The sequence below is a fragment of the Gracilibacillus dipsosauri genome (assembly GCF_003176895.1).
In the GTDB taxonomy this organism is placed as follows: domain Bacteria; phylum Bacillota; class Bacilli; order Bacillales; family Amphibacillaceae; genus Gracilibacillus; species Gracilibacillus dipsosauri.
The window spans coordinates 64,509-84,925 of record NZ_QGTD01000005.1 but is presented as its reverse complement, the minus strand read 5'-3'; the positions used below and the strand labels follow the sequence as shown (position 1 = coordinate 84,925).

Sequence of the window (20,417 nt, the reverse complement as noted above, 5' to 3'; positions counted from 1 at the left end):
ATGCAGGGTTTTCCAATGTATTAATTTAAATCAGTTGGTTTCTTTTCCATCACTCGGTCGATTAGACCATATTCTTTTGCACGCTCTGCTGTCATGAAATTATCGCGATCTGTGTCTTTTTCAACAACTTCAATCGGTTGGCCAGTACGATCAGCTAGAATTTGGTTTAATTTTTTACGCATTTCGATAATACGATTTGCATGAATTTGAATATCAGAAGCTTGACCTTGTGTTCCGCCAAGTGGCTGGTGAATCATGACTTCACTGTTCGGTAGAGCAAATCGTTTTCCAGGTTCACCTGCAGCGAGTAAGAATGCTCCCATAGATGCTGCCATTCCAATACAGATGGTAGATACATTTGGTTTAATGAATTGCATCGTATCATAGATCGCCATACCTGCTGTAATGGAACCACCAGGAGAGTTAATGTATAGGGAGATATCCTTATCTGGATCTTCTGCAGCAAGGAATAATAGTTGAGCCACGATACTATTAGAAACATTGTCATCAATGGCGCTACCTAGCATAATAATTCGGTCTTTTAATAGGCGAGAGTAAATATCATAAGCACGCTCACCACGATTAGTTTGTTCAATAACTGTAGGGATTAAATTCATAAGAAAACTCCTCCTTTATTGCTTCATCATTTTATTATTTAACTATTAACATCATAACTTAATGGTCAAAAAAGGTCAAAAGATTTGATTGACTTTTGACCTTCTTGGATGGATGATCTTTTCGTCTATTATAATCTATGTTCATCCTACCCGAAAATAACATAATTTAAACAATCAATTCAATTGTTGCAAAAGAAAAATATAGATTTCGTTGAAATTAATTATATCTTTCGCTATAATTAATCTTGTCGTATTTTTTCATGCGCCCGTAGCTCAGGGGATAGAGCAATGGTTTCCGGTACCATGTGTCGGGGGTTCGAATCCCTCCGGGCGCGTAATATCCTTGTATATGATGTCAATAAGCTCATTGAATTGCATATAGGTAATAAAAGCACCTCTCTTCCGTCTACCTAAGTAGTTAGCCGGAGGAGGGGTTTTTTGTTCCAAAGAAAGTCGAAAAATAATTGAATGAAATCGAATAAACAACGAACAAAATAATGATGACATTATCAAAGTTTTTAGTTACAGACGCTTTTTCCATAGTAATATCCTACAAATAGTGATAAAATCCTATTAAATATACATAGGAAGGAAATGAGCATGAAGAAATTATTAGTTTTTTTATTCTGTATTATATTTTTAACTGCTTGTGGATTCGAAGTCGAGAAAAATGAAGAAGAAGGAAAAGAAGCTATAGATACAGATACTAAAGATTCAGAACCAAATCAGAATGACGATAAAGAAGCGGTTGAAGTAGATAAAAACTTATTAAGTGTGGAAGTTACCATACCTTCCTCTATGATAGAATCTACCGATGAATCGATAGCGAAAGCTGAAGAGGAAGGGTTAAAAGTAACAGAGAATGAAGACGGAAGCTTGACTTATAAAATGTCAAAATCCAAACACAAGGAAATGATGAATGAAATAAAAAAACAATTAGATCAATCCATGGAGGAGATTAAGACAAGTGGTGACTTCCCGTCAATTCAAGACATTACATCCAATGAAGATTTTTCAGAGTTTCATTTAAGTGTTGATAGAGAAGGGTATGAAAATAGTATGGACGGTTTTGCTGTGCTGGGAATTGGAATAACAGGAATGATGTATCAACTTTATGATGGAGCATCTCCAGATGACTATGATGTCACGATCAATGTTAAAGATTCTAAATCAGATGAGGTATTTGACACCATTCATTACCCAGAAGATATGCAAACAATGGAGTAGCTTATGAATGATGAAAATTTTAAAAAAGAAGGGGAAATTAGTTTGCAAATTAATGATCTCCGTAAAAGATTATCGATTAGTGGGAAAAATGGTGTTTCCTTTTTGTTGTCAGCTGTAATCATTTGGTTAATTATTACCATAATATTTTTACAACCAATCACACTAGAACTAAAAAATATTTATATGTTATTCTCAACGGGATTAATGTTTCCTTTATCGATGGGTCTTTCCAATCTCTTGAAAGCAGATTGGAAATTTGAAGGTAATCCCTTAGGTAAGTTAGGAGTATTCTTGAACATTGCTCAGCTCGTATATTTTCCAATTCTTTTTTGGGCGATAGGTAAAAGCCCAGAAGAAGCTATTATCTTTTTTTCCATCATTACAGCAGCACATTTTTTCCCTTATGGATGGTTTTACCTTTCAAGACCTTATTTTATAATGGCTCCAATTGTATCATTTGCTATTATCTTAATTGGATGGAATTTAAATCAGAATGAGTTGTGGTTAATACCGTTTTCTATGATCATATTTTTGCTTATTTTAACTATACTTCTTTATATTGATTACAGGAAAAAATTGAATTCATAACGTTTATTCCATTAGTACAACAATTTAAGCCCCCTCCGGGTGCATTATCTTATAAAAGAGCTTCACTAAAATCGTTTAATCGATGTAGTGGGGCTTTTTTATGTATAAATAAATGATCTTTATTCATGGAGACTATTCAGTAATTATGACTAATCATCATATTTTCTACAAAAATCGATAAAAAATAGGTTTAGTATTGGTCACTTCTGGGTATCAGAAACTATCGAGTAAATCCTGAAAAAGGAAGTGATATTGTTTTGATAAAAAAGAGTACAGCCATCATCTTATTTTTATCGTTTTTCTTTGTTTTCCCTTTGATTATAGAGGCAGAGGGGAAAACATATCATGTGGGAGCAACAGATTTACATGTGCGCTCAGAGCCATCTTTAAATGGACAAATTCTTGGTAAATTACAAGCTGGAGATCAAGTACAAGTGTTTGATGAGGCATATGGCTGGTATAAAACCTTTTATAATGGGAAAGAGGCTTGGATAGCTTCACAATTTTTAATGGTGGAAGAGCAAGAGCGAGCAGCTACTAATGATAGTTTAAACGATGTTTCTATTACTGCCACTGGTGTTCGGATTCGTTCAGGACCAGGTACAAATTATCCTATTATCGGTTTTACAACAATTGGAGAGTCTTTTTCGGTCGTTGATACTGAAGATCAATGGATAAAAGTAGATTTAAAGAATGGTAAAATTGGATGGATTGCGGGCTGGTTGACGAATCATCAAAGTACCACATACATACCTGAAGAACCATCAGCCCAGGCTACGTCAGATACAGAGCAATCTGTGGAACAAACAGCTACTACAACTACGGTAAGCAATGAGCAGAACTTAAATGGCTTTAATATTGTGCTCGATCCAGGGCATGGTGGCATGGATCCTGGAGCCATAGGACTTGGGGGTATCTTTGAAAAGGATGTCATTATGGAGGTGCTTTCTGAGATAGCAAGTGAGCTCCGTCAAGCAGGTGCAACGGTATTATTAACGAGAAGTAATGATAGCTATGTAGATCATGCCACCCGCTTGAGAATAAGTCATGCTTATCAGACTCATGCTTTTATAAGTCTACATTTTAATGCAAGTCCAATAGTTTCTGCTAATGGAATTAGCACACACTATTTTGGCCCAGATAGTAAAGAGCTTGCCTATGAAATGCAGTCCTCTTTATCTCAACATGTCACAATGAGAGATCGAGGGGTTCGAAGTAGTAATTTCTATGTACTAAGAAACAATCAAAATAAAGCACTCTTATTAGAAATGGGATTTATTACGAATCCTCATGACTTACTCACAATCCGAACAAGCGACTATCAAGATAACTTAGCAGAAGGGATCACCAAAGGTCTTTTAGCTTATTTTAAATAGAGAAGTGGCTGCATCAAATGGATGCAGGCGTTTCTCTATCATCGGAAATATTAATAACGGCAATGCGTGCACCTTTCTTGGCTAATTGCAAGCATGTTTCTCGTCCGATACCACTTTCACCTCCTGTTACGATGGCAACTTTTTTTTGTAGTTGATCATAATAAAACCTCTTTCTAGGATGAGTATGCGCTATTTTTTTGAAAACATAAATGAATGGATTAAAAAAAAGCTATTTCATGTCGATATAAATCATGAATACTCTTAAAAGAAAAATATTCAATAATTTATAAATACTTGTTGACAGTGGTGGTCTACCATGCTAAAGTATGTAATAACTAAATTAAATATAAGTAATCCACTCGGAATTACAATATTTGACAATAAATCTTATCAAGAGAGGTGGAGGGACTGGCCCTATGAAACCTCGGCAACCATTAAGCACAAAAGCTTAATAAAGGTGCCAATTCCACTAAGTGATCATGCTTGGAGAGATAAGAGAGCGAATTATTCACACTGAATCCTCTCTATCTCCATGTAGAGAGGATTTTTTGATCCGATAAAAATTAAATAGCTCTTATCAAGAGAGGCAGAGGGACTGGCCCGATGACGCCCAGCAACCATTAAGCTTCAGCTTAAAAGGTGCTAAATCCTGCAGGAAACATTCCTGATAGATAAGAGGGAGACAGCTGGTAGATAACCAAAGCCTTCTTCTTGTCGAAGAAGGCTTTTCTTTATACTTATATTAATTAAATGAATGGAATATTCAAGGAGGAAACTAACATGACAGCTTTTAAAAATTCAACGTATGATGCGGAGACCTTAAATTTACACGGTGGTCAGGCGCCTGATCCAACAACAGGTTCAAGAGCAGTGCCTATCTATCAATCTACTTCGTTCGTTTTCCATGACACAGAACATGCAGAGAGACTATTTGCACTTGATGAACCAGGAAACATCTATTCAAGAATTGGTAATCCAACTGTCGATGTTTTTGAGAAAAGATTAGCCCTTTTAGAAGATGGCGTTGCAGCAGTTGCAACAGCTTCGGGGATGTCAGCCATCACCCTATCGATCTTAAATCTAGCAAGTGCGGGAGACGAAATTGTTGCAGGTGTGAACTTGTATGGCGGAACCTATAATCTGTTTGCTGTAACATTACCAAGATACGGAATCAACGTAAAATTTGTAGACCCAACCGATCCTGAGAATTTCCGTCAAGCCATCAATGAAAATACGAAAGCAGTTTATGGCGAGATTATCGGAAATCCTGGCCTTCAAGTATTGGATGTAGAAAAAGTTTCAGAGATTGCTCATGAGGCAGGTGTACCATTGATCGTTGATAATACATTTGCCACACCTTATGGTTGTAAACCAATCACATTAGGTGCTGATATTGTGGTTCATTCTGCGACAAAATGGATAGGTGGTCACGGTACATCGATTGGCGGAATTATAGTTGATGGAGGTCGTTTTAACTGGAATTCAGAAAAATATCCTCAATTTACTGAACCAGATCCGAGCTACAATGGAATTCGTTATGCAATAGACTTTGGAACATTAGCATTTATCACAAAAGTGCGTGTCCAGTTATTGAGAGACTTCGGTGCGGCACTTAGCCCATTTAATGCCTTCCAGTTACTACAAGGATTAGAAACACTTCATTTAAGAGTGGAAAGACATAATCGAAATGCTCAGGAATTAGCAGAATATCTAGAAGAACACGAAGCGGTGGAATGGATTCGATATCCAGGATTGGAAAGCCATCCATCACACGCACTAGCGAAGCGTATTTTGAACAATGGCTTTGGCTCAATCATTGTCTTTGGTATTAAAGGTGGACGAGATGCAGGTAGAGATCTAATCAATAATGTTTCTCTATGGTCCCATGTAGCCAATGTTGGAGATGCTAGGTCATTAATTATTCATCCAGCTTCTACTACTCATCAACAGTTAAGTAAAGAGCAATTAGAGGAAACAGGAGTAACAGAAGAGCTTGTTCGTTTATCTGTAGGAATCGAATCAATTCGTGATATTCAAAATGATCTTGATCAAGCACTTGCCAAAGCAACAGGAATCGGTGCAGATGAAGCAAAACAAATCGTCGTAAATGATGAAGGGGTAATTAAATGGGCATTAAATTCTCCATATGAGCGGGTAATCGAGAATGGGGAAGAGGTGACTCGCCAAAAAACATTGGCTATTGTTGGTCTGAGTGGGAAGGAAGCAAGACCGAGCTACCGTCTAGCAAGAAAAATGCAACGTCTTGGATATAAAATTATTCCAGTTAATCCAAGGGAAACAGAGATTTTAGGAGAAAAAGCATACCCAGATTTAAAAAGTGTTCCTGTTCCTATTGACATTGTACAAGTTTTCCGTAGCCCTGATGCTGCGGTAGAAGTAGCAAAAGAAGCGGTGGAAGTTAAACCAAAAGTATTCTGGCTACAGGAAGGTGTTGTTTCACCAAAAGCAGAAGAAGTGGCAAGAGAAGCAGGGTTACAGGTTGTACACAATAGATGTACGTACAAAGAAGCCCAGCGGTTAAGAGGAACAATTTCCACTTATGCTTGTGAAATTTAATAGAAAAGAAAATAAAAAAGGGGACAATCTATCATGAAAAGAATACCATTAATAGATTTACGTAGTTTTTTAGCTATCGCGCTTTTTGGTTTCATTCTTGTTATTGCATCAGGCTGTGCAGCAGAAGGAGAAACAGAGGGAAAGCCTGAAAAAATCCGTTTAGATTATGCTTATTATTCGCCAACAAGCTTAGTATTAAAGAAATTCGAATGGGCAGAAGAAGTTTTTGCGGAAGAAGATATAGAGGTGGAGTGGACATTAAGTCAAGGAAGTAATAAAGCATTAGAGTTTTTAAGAAGTGATAGTATTGACTTTGGTTCATCGGCAGGTGCTGCAGCCTTAATCTCTAAGGAGAGTGGTGCACCAATAGAGAATGTATACATCTATTCGAAGCCAGAATGGACGGCATTAGTAACGAATGAAGGCTCAGGAATTGAATCCATTAAAGATTTAAAAGGAAAGAATGTTGCAGCAACTATGGGAACAGACCCCTTCATCTTTCTAGTAAGAGCATTGGATTCAGAAGGCTTAACGATTAATGATATTACATTGACTAACCTGCAGCATGCAGATGGTGGTTCAGCCCTTGTATCAGGCGATGTAGATGCATGGGCAGGGCTTGATCCACATATGGCAAAATTAGAATTAGAAGAAAATGCGCAATTATTCTTCCGTAATGCAGACTTAAACACGTATGGCTTTTTAAATGTTCGTCAAGAGTTTGCAGACAAATATCCGGAATATGTAAATAAAGTAATTGAATTGTATGAGCGCGCTCGTAATTGGGTTTTAGAGAATCCTGAAGAAGCAGCTCAACTATTAGCAGAAGAAGCAGATATAGATTTAGAAGTAGCCAAGATACAAATGGAACGAAATGATTTTTCTAATGCAATACCTGGTCAAGTTCATGAGGATGCGATTGTGGAAGCAGGAAAGGTATTACAGGATGCGGATGTACTAAATCCAGATGCGGATGTAGAAAAATTAACACAAGAATTAATCAATCCTGAATATGCAAAAGAAATAATAGAATGAGATGGTAGGGAATTAGAGGGGGAACAATCATGGCAGATAACCAAGAATTAACAAGTGGAGCCTATATAGATAAGGTTAATCAAAAAGATGATAAGGCCAAGAATATGAACAAACATTCAACCGTTAAGACAATTTTACTTGGCAGTATCATCCCAATTCTATTAATTATTGCTTGGGAGCTAGTTTGTCGTGCAGGTATTGTTCCTTCTTATCAGCTCCCAGCACCATCAACTATTGTAGAAAAAATTTATAACATGGCCCAAGATGGTACACTATGGGGGCACATTGGTATTACGACATATAGAGTGTTTGTTGGATTTATTTTAGGAACAGTCATAGCAATTATATTAGGTTCATTTGTAGGTTTTTATAAAAAAGCAGAGCAATTATTTGATCCATTAATTCAAGCTTTTCGTTCTATCCCTTCCTTAGCATGGGTACCACTCTTTATTTTATGGATGGGTATTGGTGAAACATCTAAAATAGTGATGATAGCAATTGGGGTATTTTTTCCTGTCTACTTAAACATTGTAAGTGGAATTATTGGAGTTGATCGCAAGCTGATTGAAGTGGGAAAAATGTATGGACTCAATACATTTCAGCTAATAAAAAGAATCATACTTCCTGCATCCATGCCATCCTTTTTAGTTGGCATGCGCAGCGGCTTAGGCCTTGGCTGGATGTTTGTTGTGGCAGCAGAATTGATGGGAGCCAGTCAAGGTCTTGGATTCCTGCTTACCTTCGGTCAAAACATGGCACAGCCTGAAACGATTTTAGCTAGTATTATTTTGTTCGCCATTATCGGTAAATTTACAGATTGGATACTGAAAAAAATCGAAACAAAATCACTTCACTGGCAGGATCGCATGGGACAATAACAGGAAGGAATGATGGACTTGAGTTTAGCTTTACGAAAGGTAAGTCGTACATTTAATGGAACAACAGCAGTGAAAGATGTCAATCTTGAGGTCAAGCCTGGCGAGATTATCGGCCTATTAGGCACAAGTGGTTGTGGAAAAAGCACCCTACTTCGTGCCATTTCCGGTTTAGATGCAGAATACGATGGTGAGATAGAAATCAATGGAAAAGTTTCAAAGGAAATACATGATACTACTGGTTTTATCTTTCAAGAGCCCAGACTTTTACCATGGTTAAATGTATTAGAGAATGTAACATTTGGCTTGAACGGTAAAAGAAAAGATAAAGAAAATCGAGCGATTGAATATTTAGCTAGTGTTGGTCTAAAAGGGAAAGAAGCATTGTATCCAAGAGAGTTATCAGGTGGAATGGCACAAAGGGTAGCTATTGCCAGAGCTTTAGTAACATCACCAGAAATTTTATTACTTGATGAACCGTTTAGTGCATTAGATGCTTTTACGAAAATGCAGCTACAGGATTTATTGCTTGATGTGTGGAAATTATATCAATCTACTATCGTATTAGTGACCCATGATATTGACGAAGCACTATACTTATGTGATCGAGTGATTATTCTTCGGGGACAGCCAGGGGTGGTCAAAAAAGAAATAACTATTGATCAAACAAGACCAAGAGATCGAGCAAGTGAACAATTAGCCAAGATAAAATCAGATATACTAGCATCACTTGACTTAAACCATAGAAGTTAACCGTTGTAAGGGGGCATAACACGTGACACAACAACTAGTGAAACCTATTCCAAGTTTCGAAGCAGACCACAATTTAGCCAATTATGAACAAATTCAAGCGTCATTTGATTGGAAAGAAGCAAAAAATTACCTATCGAATGCTGTGAAGCAAGGAAAGATCAATGCTGCTTATGAAACGATTGATCGCCATGTAGAAGAAGGCTTTGGTAATAAGATTGCGATACATTATATAAATGGAACAGAGCGAAAGTCCTATACATTTAAAGAAATAAAAGATAAAACAGATCATTATGCTAGGATTTTAAAAGAAAAGGGAGTCAAAAGAGGGGATCGTGTTTTTGTATTTTTACCAAAAACAGCAGAATGCTATATAGCAATCTTAGCGGTTATCAAAGTAGGAGCAATCGCAGGGCCGCTTTTTGAAGCCTTTATGGAAGAGGCGGTAAAGGATAGGATGAATGATTGTGGAGGAACAGTACTAATTACAGATCAACAACTAGTAGGAAGAGTTCCACAAAAAGAGATTCCTAGTCTACATACTATTTTATTTGTAGAAGACTTGGAAAAACAACCTTTAGTACCTGTTGAAGGTGATGAGCTTGTAGAATGGGTTGACTGGGAAGATGGTTTAATAATTCATTATACAAGTGGATCAACTGGAAAGCCTAAGGGTGTGTTACATGCCCACCGAGCCGTTCAGCATCATATCGTAACAGGTAGATGGGTGCTCGATATGAAAGATGAGGATGTCTATTGGTGTACCTCACATCCGGGGTGGGTGACTGGTAGTGTGTATGGATTGTTCGCCCCATTATTAAACAGAGCAACGGTGGTGGTTCAAGGGGGCAGATTTAAAGCAGAGAGTTGGTATTCGTTAATTGAGGAATTAGGTGTTACAATTTGGTATAGTGCCCCAACCGCATTTCGAATGCTGTTATCACAAGGAAAACTCCATGAAAAATATGATCTATCCTCTCTCCGTCATGTATTAAGTGTTGGAGAGCCACTAAATCCCGAAGTTATTAATTGGGCTTGGGAAAATCTCGGTGTACGAATTCATGATACGTGGTGGATGACAGAAACGGGTGGTCACTTAATTGTAAATCTACCATCTGAAAAGATTAAGCCAGGTTCAATGGGGCGACCACTACCAGGAATGGAAGTTGGTATTCTTGATGATGAAGGAAATATCCTGGATAGTGGTGAAGTAGGACAATTAGCAGTAAAAACTCCTTGGCCAGGCTTGATGAAGGAGATATGGGGAAATAAAGATAAATTTCAATCGTATTTTCAATATGAAGGCTGGTATCTTTCTGGGGATTTGGCCTTACAGGATGAAGAAGGCTATGTCTTTTTTCAAGGTAGAAATGATGACATGATAAATTCTGCAGGGGAAAGAATTGGTCCATTTGAAGTAGAAAGTAAATTAATCGAGCATCCAGCTGTTGAAGAGGCTGGGGTTATTGGAAAGCCAGACGAATTACGTGGTGAATTAGTCAAGGCATTTATTACTTTACGTCAGGGCTTTACAGAGTCAGAGGAATTACTCGATGAGATTCGCTTATTTGTTCGCAAAAATCTTTCAGCACATGCTGCTCCTCGCGAAATAGAAGTAGTAGAAGAGCTACCAAAAACGAAAATTAGTGGAAAGATTTTGCGAAGACAATTGAAAGCACAAGAAATTCAAAAACAACAAACATGAAAAAAATAATACAACATACTCTTATTAAGAGCGGTGGAGGGAATGGCCCAATGAAGCCCGGCAACCTATAAACTAAATGTTTACAAGGTGCTAAATCCAGCAAACGTCAAAAGTTTGGAAGATAAGAGGGAAATAACTCTCTCTTGTTTTGATGAACAGGAGGGAGTTTTTTTCTTAAAGAAAAGCCGTCTTTAGGACATCGCCTCTAGGATTCGAAAGCGTCGCTTTGACTAACGGACGGTCGCGTACCCTTTTGGGTTAAGGATAAGGAAAACCATTTACAATAGGAGGAGACAACATGACAGTAACCAAAATGAACTGGATCAAATTATTAGAGGAAGAGGCAAAACAAAAATTGACACCAACTGTGTTGGAATATTTAAATAGAAGTACGGAATCTACTTACGGTAATGAAGAAATAAAATTCAATAATCCGAAGAAAACGATCAATAAATTGCCTACAATACTATTAGGTGCAGTGGGAGCACAAACTTATTTCCATGAAGATGGTGAACTAGCGACAGCAAAAGCAGCAGCTGAAAAAAATATCCCTTTTATAGTAGGCATCAATTCATCCTACAGTGTGGAGGAAATTAGTGATGTATCCAATGAACATACATTATGGTTTTCCGCTAATCTATTACAAGACATTGATTTAACAAAGCACTTCGTCCAACGGGCAGAATTAGCAGGATATCAAGCCATTGTTATCCCATTATCAAATAATTCGGTTAATGGTATGGATTCGTGCGAAAAAGGTAATGGGAATTTTGTCGTAGATCCTATTTTTCATCGAAAAGCTTATGGAAAAGATAAAGAAGCTTTTCAACAGTTAATTCTTTCTGAATATAATACTTCGTCAGTCAATTGGGAGAAGATTAATTACCTTCAACAGTTCACGACATTACCTGTGTATCTCCAAGGTGATGTACAAGAACAAGACATTCGACAAGCCCTAAAATACCGTATTAGTGGAGTGATTTTGCCGAATGGGCTGAAGTTGAGGGCAATGAGAGATATAGTAGGAGAAGCATTTCATCTGATTGTGGAAACTGATGTTTATTCCAAGGAGGATATACAGTACTATTTGGCATCTGGCGCCGATGCAGTTTCTATTCAGAAGGCTTATATTTATGGGCTGAGTACAGATGGAATAAGTGGAGTTAAAAAGGTCATCGATCAATTGATATCATATTAGGAAGCAACTGAATCTGGGACAAAACTGAATAGAGAAGATGAGAATCTGAACGGTACTATGATTGAACGTAGTCAAAATACATATTTTTTTCTTTCTTATTGTCCCAGTTTCATATAACATTTGTCCTGCAATTGAGTAAAGTTAGTTGCTTATTTTGCAAGTCACACTCTCATTTTTGCAACTATCTCCATAATCTTGCAAGTCACACTCTCATTTTTGCAACTATCTCCATAATCTTGCAAGTCACACTCTCTTTTTTGCAACAAGCTCCATATTCTTGCAAGTGACGCTCACATTTTTGCAACTAGCTCCATATTCTTGCGAGTTACGCTCACATTTTTGCAACTAGCTCCATATTCTTGCAAGTTACGCTCACATTTTTGCAACAAGCTCCATATTCTTGCAAGTCACACTCTCATTTTTGCATCTCACTCTTTATTGCTATTAAATCACTTTCTGAATAATCTGACCACCATCTGTTCATAATTTATCTTAATGCGATACTAGTGAACATTTGTTTAAAAAATTTTAGTAATAGGATATAGTAAATTAACAGATAATAATTCTAATACGAGAAATGAGGGTAATTATTGATTGTTAAATTATATGGGAAGAAGGACTGCTCCCTATGTTTAGATGCAAAGATATTATTAGAAATATTACAAGAAGAGTATGGTTTTGAGATAGAAGTAATTGATATTTATCAAGATGAGACATTATTAGATAAATTTCATTTAATCATCCCAGTTGTCGAGATAGAAGGGGAAATTGTCGACACAGAAATAATTGATCTACCTAAAATAGAAAATTTTCTGAAAACAATTCAGCAAAAATAGTTGAGTCATTCCATACATTTTGATACAATTATTTTGGAAGTTAATTTAGCCATCCAAAATTACTAACCAAATTAGGGAAATGAAGGCTTTCATGACGAAAAGCCCAATTTTTTGTAGTGAGTGGGACGTAATTTGGCTAGGAGGGACATATTTTTCCCGGAGAAAAGGAGCGTTTCTGTTTGAAGGAATTATTAGATATTCAAGAAAAATTGTTCCCAGATATTTTAGATGTCATGCAAAAACGATATAAAATTCTACAATTTATTCAGCAAATGCAACCGATTGGCAGAAGAAGTTTATCTGAAAATATTAATTTCAAGGAACGTCTAGTAAGGGCTGAGATTGAATTTCTAAATAAGCATGGATTTATCATCGTCACTTCAAAGGGAATGCGCGTGACGGAAGAAGGAAACGAGATTATTGTCAAATTGGCGCAATTCATGAATGAAATTTCCGAATTCCGTGTTTTAGAAAACCAAATTAAGGATAAATTACAATTGGAGCATGTTATTATCGTTTCTGGGAATAGTGATGTGCATACAACGGTAAAACAGGAACTTGGGAAAGCATGTGTCCAGTACTTAAATACGATCTTAACTTCCAGTCAAACGATAGCTGTGACAGGTGGCACGACAATGACAGAACTTGCGAATCAAATGAAGCCACTCGAACATGCTAGAAATTGTACCTTTGTACCGGCTCGCGGTGGTCTCGGTGAACAAGTAGAGATTCAAGCTAATACCATTTGTGCGCAAATGGCGAAAAAAGCAAATGGTCAATATCGCTTGCTATATGTACCAGATCCCTTAGGAGAAGAGTCTTACCATACGATCATTGAGGAACCGACTATCAAAGAGATCCTTGATCTGATACATGATGCAAGAGTTGTTCTTCATAGTATTGGTGATGCTGTAACGATGGGTAAACGAAGAAAAGCATCCGATCACGTATTGGCAAAGCTGGAAAAAGGAAATGCTGTCAGTGAGGCGTTCGGTTATTACTTTGATGAGGATGGTCAAGTAGTCTATAAGGCAAGAACTGTAGGAATACAGCTAGAAGATCTTGAAAAAGCAGACTATGTAGTAGCCGTAGCTGGAGGTAAATCAAAGGCAAAAGCTATCTATTCATACTTCAAACAAGGGAAAAGCAATGTGCTGATTACAGACGAGGCAGCAGCAAAAGAGTTATTAAAGGGTTAATCCCCTTTAAATATAAAATTTAAGTTTCACTTTAAAAAGGAGGAAATTAGCATGGCAGTAAAAGTAGGTATTAATGGTTTTGGCCGTATTGGTCGTAACGTATTCCGTCAAGCTTTAAAAAATGATGAGGTGGAAGTAGTTGCTGTTAACGATTTAACAGATGCAAACATGCTTGCACATCTACTTAAATATGACTCAGTTCACGGAAAACTAGAAGAAGAAGTATCTGTAAAAGGTGATACGCTTGTTGTAGGTGGAAAAGAAGTAAAAGTACTTTCTGAACGTGATCCAGCTAATTTACCATGGGGTGACCTTGGGGTAGAAATCGCAGTAGAATCTACTGGTATTTTCACACAACGTGATGCAGCAGCTAAACATTTAGACGCTGGTGCGAAAAAAGTTATCATCTCTGCACCTGCAAAAGAAGAAGATATTACAATTGTTATGGGTGTAAACGAGGACAAATATGATCCAGCTCAACACCATGTAATTTCTAATGCTTCTTGTACAACAAACTGTTTAGCTCCATATGCCAAAGTATTAAATGATACTTTTGGAGTGAAGCGTGGTATGATGACAACTATTCACTCTTATACAAACGACCAACAAATCCTAGACTTACCACACAAAGATTACCGTCGTGCACGTGCAGCAGCTGAAAATATCATTCCTACAACTACTGGTGCTGCAAAAGCAGTATCTTTAGTATTACCTGAACTAGAAGGTAAATTAAATGGTATGGCAATGCGTGTACCAACTCCAGATGGTTCATTAGTAGACCTTGTTGCAGAGCTTGACAAAGATGTAACAGTTGAAGAAGTAAATGCAGCACTAAAAGAAGCTGCTGAAGGTAAACTAAAAGGTATCCTTGGATACTCTGATGAGCCATTAGTATCTGTAGACTATATTGGTAACACGAACTCTTCTACTATTGATGGACTTTCTACAATGGTAATGGAAGGGAATATGGTAAAAGTAGTATCTTGGTATGACAATGAAATGGGATACTCTAGCCGTGTAGTTGATTTAGCAGCATACCTTAAAGCTCAAGGACTATAAAATAGTGAGAGATAACGGGAGGGGGATCAATCCTCTCTCGTTTTTCAGTATGACCGTATAAAGTGATCTCGAATAAAATAAAGTCCTAAGGAGGTTCATTCTTAATGAACAAACAAACGATTAAAGATATTGATGTAAAAGGAAAAAAAGTATTTTGTCGTGTAGACTTCAATGTTCCAATGAAAGATGGAGCAATTACAGATGATACACGTATTAAAGCAGCATTACCGACCATCGACTATCTTAGTAAACAAGGCGCAAAAGTAATCCTAGCAAGCCATTTAGGCCGTCCAGGTGGAGAAGTAGTAGAAGAACTACGCATGGACGCCGTTGCAAAACGTCTTAGTGATCTTACTAACCAAACCGTTGTTAAAACGGACCAAGTGTATGGTGACGAAGTAAACCAAGCGGTTAGTGAACTAAATGATGGGGACATTTTGTTAATTGAAAATGTTCGTTTTGAACCTGGTGAAACAAAAAATGATCCAGCACTTGCCAAAGAATTTGCAAATCTTGCAGACTTTTTTGTAAATGACGCATTCGGAGCAGCTCACCGTGCGCACGCGTCGACTGCGGGAGTGGCGGAGCATATTCCTTCAGCTGCAGGATTCTTATTAGAAAAAGAACTAGAGGTTTTAGGGAAGGCTCTTTCTAATCCTGACCGACCATTTACTGCAATTATTGGTGGAGCAAAGGTTAAAGATAAGATTGGTGTGATTGATAATCTTTTAGACAAAGTCGATAATTTAATTATTGGTGGTGGACTTGCTTATACTTTTGTAAAGGCTAGAGGTTTTGAAGTAGGAAAATCACTATTGGAAGAAGATAAGATTGATTTAGCGAAAGAATACATGCAAAAAGCCAAAGATAAAGGTGTAAATTTCGTCATGCCTGAGGACGTAATTGTTGCAGATGACTTTTCCAATGATGCAAATACGAAGGAAGTCGATATTGACAGCATTCCTGCAGATTTAGAAGCATTAGATATTGGTCCGAAAACTCGCGAGAAATATGCTAAAATAGTAGCTGACTCCAAGCTTGTGATCTGGAATGGGCCAATGGGTGTGTTCGAGTTAGAAACATTTGCTAATGGAACAAAAGCGGTAGCAGATGCATTAAGTAAGACAGAAGGTTATACTGTAATTGGTGGCGGTGATTCCGCAGCTGCTGTTGAAAAATTTGGATATGCTAGCCAAATGGATCACATTTCAACAGGTGGTGGAGCTTCCTTGGAATTTATGGAAGGTAAAGAGCTACCAGGTGTAAGTGTACTAACGGATAAATAAGTGAAAGGAGAGGTGACTGATGCGTAAAAACGTAATCGCAGGGAATTGGAAAATGAACAAGCTACTAGGCGAAGCGGTAGATTTTGTCGAATCAACCAAAAACAAAATTGCCTCAGCTGAAAAAGTGGAGGCAGTAGTTTGTGCACCATTCCCGTACCTACCAACATTAGTAGAAAAAGCAAAAGGAACAGACCTTGCTATTGCAGCTCAGAACATGCATTTTGAGGAAAGTGGTGCATTTACTGGTGAAGTCAGTCCGGCTATGTTAAAGGACCTTGGTGTAAGCTATGTGGTTCTAGGTCACTCTGAACGTCGTGAAATGTTCGCAGAAACAGATGAAACAGTAAACAAAAAAACACACGCAGCATTTAAGCATGGTTTAATACCAATCATCTGCGTTGGAGAGACACTTGAGCAGCGAGAAGCAAATGAGACGATGTCCATTGTTGAAAATCAAGTAAAAGCAGCACTTGCTGGACTTACAGAAGAACAAGTGAATCAAACGATTGTTGCCTATGAACCAATTTGGGCTATCGGAACTGGGAAGACGGCTACATCAGAACAAGCTAATGAAGTGTGTACACACATTCGTAAAGTAATTGCAGCAGAAGTTTCCAGTACCGCAGCAGATGCTGTACGCATCCAATATGGTGGTAGTGTGAAGCCTGCCAATGTAGATGAATTGCTTTCTCAATCCGATATCGATGGTGCACTTGTAGGTGGTGCAAGCTTAGAGGCTGAGTCTTTCTTACAGCTAGTGGAGGCTGGTGCAAAATGAGCCAAAATAAATTAGCAGCACTCATCATTTTAGATGGTTTTGCTCTTCGTGATGAAACAAAGGGTAATGCAGTAAAACAAGCAAATACCCCTAATTTTGATCGTTACTGGAATAACTATCCACATAACCAACTAACAGCAAGTGGAGAGGCGGTAGGTTTACCTGAGGGACAAATGGGTAACTCTGAGGTTGGGCATTTAAATATCGGTGCTGGCCGTATTGTTTATCAAAGCTTAACTCGTGTAAATCTATCGATTAAGGATGGAGAATTTTTTGAAAATAAAATCTTAATCGATGCAATCTCACATGCAAAAAATAATGACAAAGCATTACACATCTTTGGATTACTGTCTGATGGTGGTGTACATAGCCATATCCGTCACTTATATGCAGTGTTAAAGCTTGCAGCAGACTACGGTCTAAAGAAGGTATATGTACATGCTTTCTTAGATGGTCGTGATGTTGACCAGAAATCTGCGAAAAAATACATTAAACAAACATTAGAGAAAATGGACGAATATGGGGTTGGAGAATTTGCCACAATCTCAGGTCGTTATTATTCCATGGATCGTGATAAGCGTTGGGATCGTGTCAAGAAATCTTATGATGCTATGGTGTATGGTGAGGGTCCAAGCTATACTGATCCAATCGAAGTTGTCGAAGATTCTTATCAAAACGAAATCTATGATGAGTTTGTCATTCCATCTGTTATTACAGATGAAAATGGTAATCCTAAAGCAACAATTCAAGATGACGATTCAGTGATTTTCTACAATTTCCGTCCAGATCGAGCAATTCAAATATCTCGTACATTTGCGAATGAAGATTTTCGTGACTTTGATCGAGGGGACAAGGCGCCAAAGAATATTCATTTTGTCTGTCTCACTAATTTCAGTGAAACAGTTGACGGTTATGTTGCTTATGAACCAGTTAATTTAGATAATACAGTGGGAGAGGTACTCTCACAAAATAATTTAAACCAACTTCGTATTGCGGAAACGGAAAAGTATCCTCACGTCACCTTCTTTATGAGTGGTGGACGTGAAAAGGAATTTCCAGGTGAAAAGCGTATTTTAATCGATTCACCAAAAGTAGCAACCTATGATCTGAAACCAGAAATGAGTGCATATGAAGTAACAGATGCGTTGCTAGAAGAGCTAGATAAAGGGGAACAAAATGCGATTATTTTAAATTTCGCCAACCCTGACATGGTAGGTCACTCTGGTATGCTAGAGCCTACTGTTAGAGCAATTGAAACGGTCGATGAATGTCTCGGTAAAGTGGTTGACAAAATTACCGAAAAAGGCGGTTATGCGATTATCACAGCAGACCATGGTAACTCAGATGAAGTAGTGACATTAGATGGAGATCCAATGACAGCACATACTACTAACCCTGTGCCTGTCATTGTTACGAAGGAAGGGGCTAGCCTTCGTGATGGAGGAATCCTAGCCGATTTGTCGCCAACACTATTAGATCTTCTTGATGTAAAGAAACCAGTTGAAATGACTGGTGAAAGTTTAATTAAGAAAGAAAAATAAAGCTACAAACAATAAAATGATAAAAGGAGAGTTTTACATTATGCCATACATTACAGATGTTTATGCACGTGAAGTATTAGATTCTCGTGGTAACCCAACAGTTGAAGTTGAAATTTTTACAGAATCAGGAGCTTTCGGTTCTGCACTAGTACCAAGTGGTGCATCAACTGGTGAGCACGAAGCAGTGGAATTACGTGATGGCGATAAAGATCGCTATCTAGGAAAAGGTGTTTTAAAAGCAGTAGAAAATGTAAATGAAGTTATTGCACCTGAATTGGTAGGAATTGACGTAACACGTCAGGTCGTCATTGACCAGCTTCTTCTAGAATTAGATGGTACTGAAAACAAAGGTAAATTAGGTGCAAATGCTATTCTTGGTGTTTCGATGGCAGCAGCACATGCAGCAGCTGATTACTTAGGTGTTCCATTATATACCTACTTAGGTGGATTTAATGCGACAACTCTTCCAACACCAATGATGAACATCTTAAATGGTGGAGAGCATGCTGACAATAACGTAGATATTCAAGAATTTATGATTATGCCTGTAGGTGCTCCAACATTCCGTGAAGCATTACGTATGGGTGCGGAAATCTTCCATAACTTGAAAAAAGTTCTAAGTGGAAAAGGTTATAATACTGGTGTTGGAGACGAGGGTGGATTTGCTCCAAACCTAAAATCTAACGAAGAAGCTCTTTCTACCATTATTGAAGCAATTGAAGCTGCTGGTTACAAGCCAGGTGAAGAGGTTAAGCTAGCAATGGACGTAGCATCTTCTGAATTCTACGAAGAAGGTAAATACAACCTTAAAGGAGAAGGTGTTGTTCGTACGTCTGAAGAAATGGTTGCTTGGTATGAAGAAATGATCAACAAATACCCAATTGTTTCTATCGAAGATGGTTTAGATGAAAACGACTGGGAAGGACACAAGCTTCTAACAGATCGTATCGGTGATCGTGTACAATTAGTTGGTGACGACTTATTTGTAACAAACACAAAACGACTAGCTCAGGGTATCGAACAAGGTGTAGGTAACTCTATCCTTGTGAAAGTGAACCAAATCGGTACACTTACAGAAACATTCGAAGCAATTGAAATGGCAAAACGTGCTGGTTATACAGCAGTTATCTCTCACCGCTCTGGTGAAACAGAAGATGCAACTATTGCAGATATTGCCGTTGCGACAAATGCTGGGCAAATTAAAACAGGTGCACCGTCTCGTACAGACCGTGTAGCGAAATACAACCAATTACTTCGTATTGAAGATGAGTTAGTTGGTACAGCAAAATATGCTGGAGAAACAGCATTTTATAACTTGAACAAGTAATTTATGATCTATGCCAGTATCTTTTGATTTAAGATACTGGCATTTTTTATAGTTGGTGTTATATAATAAGTGCTAGAAAAAATCGTGGAGGTATTTAAACATGAAAGAAATTCAAGCATCTGAATTAGCGCAGAAATTAAATGAGGGTGAACATTTAAATATAATTGATGTGAGAGAAGACGACGAAGTAGCAACTGGTATAATTCCAGGTGCAAAGCATATTCGATTAAGTGAAGTACCAGATCGATTAAATGAATTAGATGAAAAAGAGCATTACTACATGGTTTGTCGCTCTGGAGGCCGCAGTGGTAAAGCAACAGAATACCTAGAAGCAAAAGGCTATAATGTGACAAACATGGCTGGTGGTATGCTGGCATGGGAAGATGATATGGATTTCCCAAATAAATAATAACGTAGAAGGACCTTCCACTTCAATGAAGGTT

The 20,417-nt window shown here is 37.8% G+C and carries 19 protein-coding genes, 1 tRNA gene and 3 riboswitches; of the genes, 18 read left to right on the top strand and 2 right to left on the bottom strand.

Features of this window, described 5'->3' with window-relative positions; all coding sequences use genetic code 11:
* Positions 1–20: 20 nt before the first annotated feature.
* On the bottom strand, positions 21–617 hold the full coding sequence (gene clpP / locus DLJ74_RS04535; RefSeq protein WP_054787051.1) for an ATP-dependent Clp endopeptidase proteolytic subunit ClpP: 597 nt from the start codon (positions 615–617) through the stop codon (positions 21–23).
* 262 nt (positions 618–879) lie between these two features.
* On the opposite strand from clpP, the gene DLJ74_RS04530 reads away from it, so the two are divergent.
* From DLJ74_RS04530 to DLJ74_RS04515, 4 genes are all read left to right on the top strand, one after another.
* A tRNA-Arg gene (locus DLJ74_RS04530) sits at positions 880–952 on the top strand.
* 265 nt (positions 953–1,217) lie between these two features.
* Positions 1,218–1,844 carry a hypothetical protein gene (locus DLJ74_RS04525; RefSeq protein WP_245902254.1) on the top strand — a complete coding sequence of 209 codons (627 nt, stop codon included), beginning with the start codon at positions 1,218–1,220 and terminating at the stop codon, positions 1,842–1,844.
* Between the two features lie 3 nt (positions 1,845–1,847).
* The gene (locus DLJ74_RS04520; RefSeq protein WP_109983525.1) at positions 1,848–2,432 is read left to right on the top strand and encodes a DUF7010 family protein; all 585 of its coding nucleotides are present in this window, start codon (positions 1,848–1,850) and stop codon (positions 2,430–2,432) included.
* 257 nt (positions 2,433–2,689) lie between these two features.
* Positions 2,690–3,808: an N-acetylmuramoyl-L-alanine amidase family protein gene (locus DLJ74_RS04515; RefSeq protein WP_054787050.1), complete on the top strand. Its 1,119-nt coding sequence runs from the start codon at positions 2,690–2,692 to the stop codon at positions 3,806–3,808.
* A gap of 13 nt (positions 3,809–3,821) precedes the next feature.
* Here the strand turns inward: DLJ74_RS04515 and DLJ74_RS20955 are convergent, their stop codons facing one another.
* Positions 3,822–3,941, bottom strand: coding sequence for an SDR family NAD(P)-dependent oxidoreductase (locus tag DLJ74_RS20955; RefSeq protein WP_342767725.1), 120 nt, complete (start codon positions 3,939–3,941; stop codon positions 3,822–3,824).
* Positions 3,942–4,192: 251 nt separating this feature from the next.
* A riboswitch (SAM riboswitch) is annotated at positions 4,193–4,306 on the top strand.
* 73 nt (positions 4,307–4,379) lie between these two features.
* Positions 4,380–4,486, top strand: a riboswitch (SAM riboswitch).
* A 102-nt stretch (positions 4,487–4,588) separates the two neighbouring features.
* Here DLJ74_RS20955 and DLJ74_RS04505 point away from each other — a divergent pair.
* From DLJ74_RS04505 to DLJ74_RS04440, 14 genes are all read left to right on the top strand, one after another.
* Positions 4,589–6,385, top strand: a complete 1,797-nt coding sequence (locus DLJ74_RS04505; RefSeq protein ID WP_109983524.1) for a PLP-dependent aspartate aminotransferase family protein — start codon at positions 4,589–4,591, stop codon at positions 6,383–6,385.
* A 33-nt stretch (positions 6,386–6,418) separates the two neighbouring features.
* Positions 6,419–7,420, top strand: coding sequence for an aliphatic sulfonate ABC transporter substrate-binding protein (locus DLJ74_RS04500; protein WP_109983523.1), 1,002 nt, complete (start codon positions 6,419–6,421; stop codon positions 7,418–7,420).
* Between the two features lie 104 nt (positions 7,421–7,524).
* Positions 7,525–8,298 (top strand): ABC transporter permease, encoded by a 774-nt coding sequence (locus DLJ74_RS04495; RefSeq protein WP_245902279.1) that lies wholly within the window; start codon positions 7,525–7,527, stop codon positions 8,296–8,298.
* A 12-nt stretch (positions 8,299–8,310) separates the two neighbouring features.
* A complete protein-coding gene (locus DLJ74_RS04490; RefSeq protein ID WP_425454563.1) occupies positions 8,311–9,048 on the top strand; it encodes an ABC transporter ATP-binding protein in 738 nt (245 codons plus the stop codon).
* A gap of 22 nt (positions 9,049–9,070) precedes the next feature.
* On the top strand, positions 9,071–10,750 hold the full coding sequence (gene acsA, locus DLJ74_RS04485; RefSeq protein ID WP_109983521.1) for an acetate--CoA ligase: 1,680 nt from the start codon (positions 9,071–9,073) through the stop codon (positions 10,748–10,750).
* An 18-nt stretch (positions 10,751–10,768) separates the two neighbouring features.
* Positions 10,769–10,878, top strand: a riboswitch (SAM riboswitch).
* A gap of 170 nt (positions 10,879–11,048) precedes the next feature.
* Positions 11,049–11,948 carry an alpha-hydroxy-acid oxidizing protein gene (locus DLJ74_RS04480; RefSeq protein WP_054859921.1) on the top strand — a complete coding sequence of 300 codons (900 nt, stop codon included), beginning with the start codon at positions 11,049–11,051 and terminating at the stop codon, positions 11,946–11,948.
* A gap of 590 nt (positions 11,949–12,538) precedes the next feature.
* On the top strand, positions 12,539–12,784 hold the full coding sequence (locus DLJ74_RS04475) for a glutaredoxin family protein (protein WP_054787044.1): 246 nt from the start codon (positions 12,539–12,541) through the stop codon (positions 12,782–12,784).
* A 179-nt stretch (positions 12,785–12,963) separates the two neighbouring features.
* The gene (locus tag DLJ74_RS04470; protein WP_054859923.1) at positions 12,964–13,983 is read left to right on the top strand and encodes a sugar-binding transcriptional regulator; all 1,020 of its coding nucleotides are present in this window, start codon (positions 12,964–12,966) and stop codon (positions 13,981–13,983) included.
* 51 nt (positions 13,984–14,034) lie between these two features.
* Positions 14,035–15,042, top strand: coding sequence for a type I glyceraldehyde-3-phosphate dehydrogenase (gene gap / locus DLJ74_RS04465; protein WP_109983520.1), 1,008 nt, complete (start codon positions 14,035–14,037; stop codon positions 15,040–15,042).
* Between the two features lie 104 nt (positions 15,043–15,146).
* A complete protein-coding gene (locus DLJ74_RS04460) occupies positions 15,147–16,328 on the top strand; it encodes a phosphoglycerate kinase (RefSeq protein WP_109983519.1) in 1,182 nt (393 codons plus the stop codon).
* Positions 16,329–16,347: 19 nt separating this feature from the next.
* Entirely contained in the window at positions 16,348–17,106 is a 759-nt protein-coding gene (tpiA, locus tag DLJ74_RS04455) for a triose-phosphate isomerase (RefSeq protein WP_054787043.1), read from the top strand.
* On the top strand, positions 17,103–18,647 hold the full coding sequence (gene gpmI / locus DLJ74_RS04450) for a 2,3-bisphosphoglycerate-independent phosphoglycerate mutase (protein ID WP_109983518.1): 1,545 nt from the start codon (positions 17,103–17,105) through the stop codon (positions 18,645–18,647). Before tpiA ends, gpmI begins: the two co-directional genes overlap by 4 nt.
* Positions 18,648–18,687: 40 nt before the next feature.
* Positions 18,688–19,974, top strand: coding sequence for a phosphopyruvate hydratase (gene eno, locus DLJ74_RS04445; RefSeq protein WP_054859926.1), 1,287 nt, complete (start codon positions 18,688–18,690; stop codon positions 19,972–19,974).
* Positions 19,975–20,074: 100 nt separating this feature from the next.
* The gene (locus DLJ74_RS04440) at positions 20,075–20,383 is read left to right on the top strand and encodes a rhodanese-like domain-containing protein (RefSeq protein ID WP_054787042.1); all 309 of its coding nucleotides are present in this window, start codon (positions 20,075–20,077) and stop codon (positions 20,381–20,383) included.
* Positions 20,384–20,417: the final 34 nt, after the last annotated feature.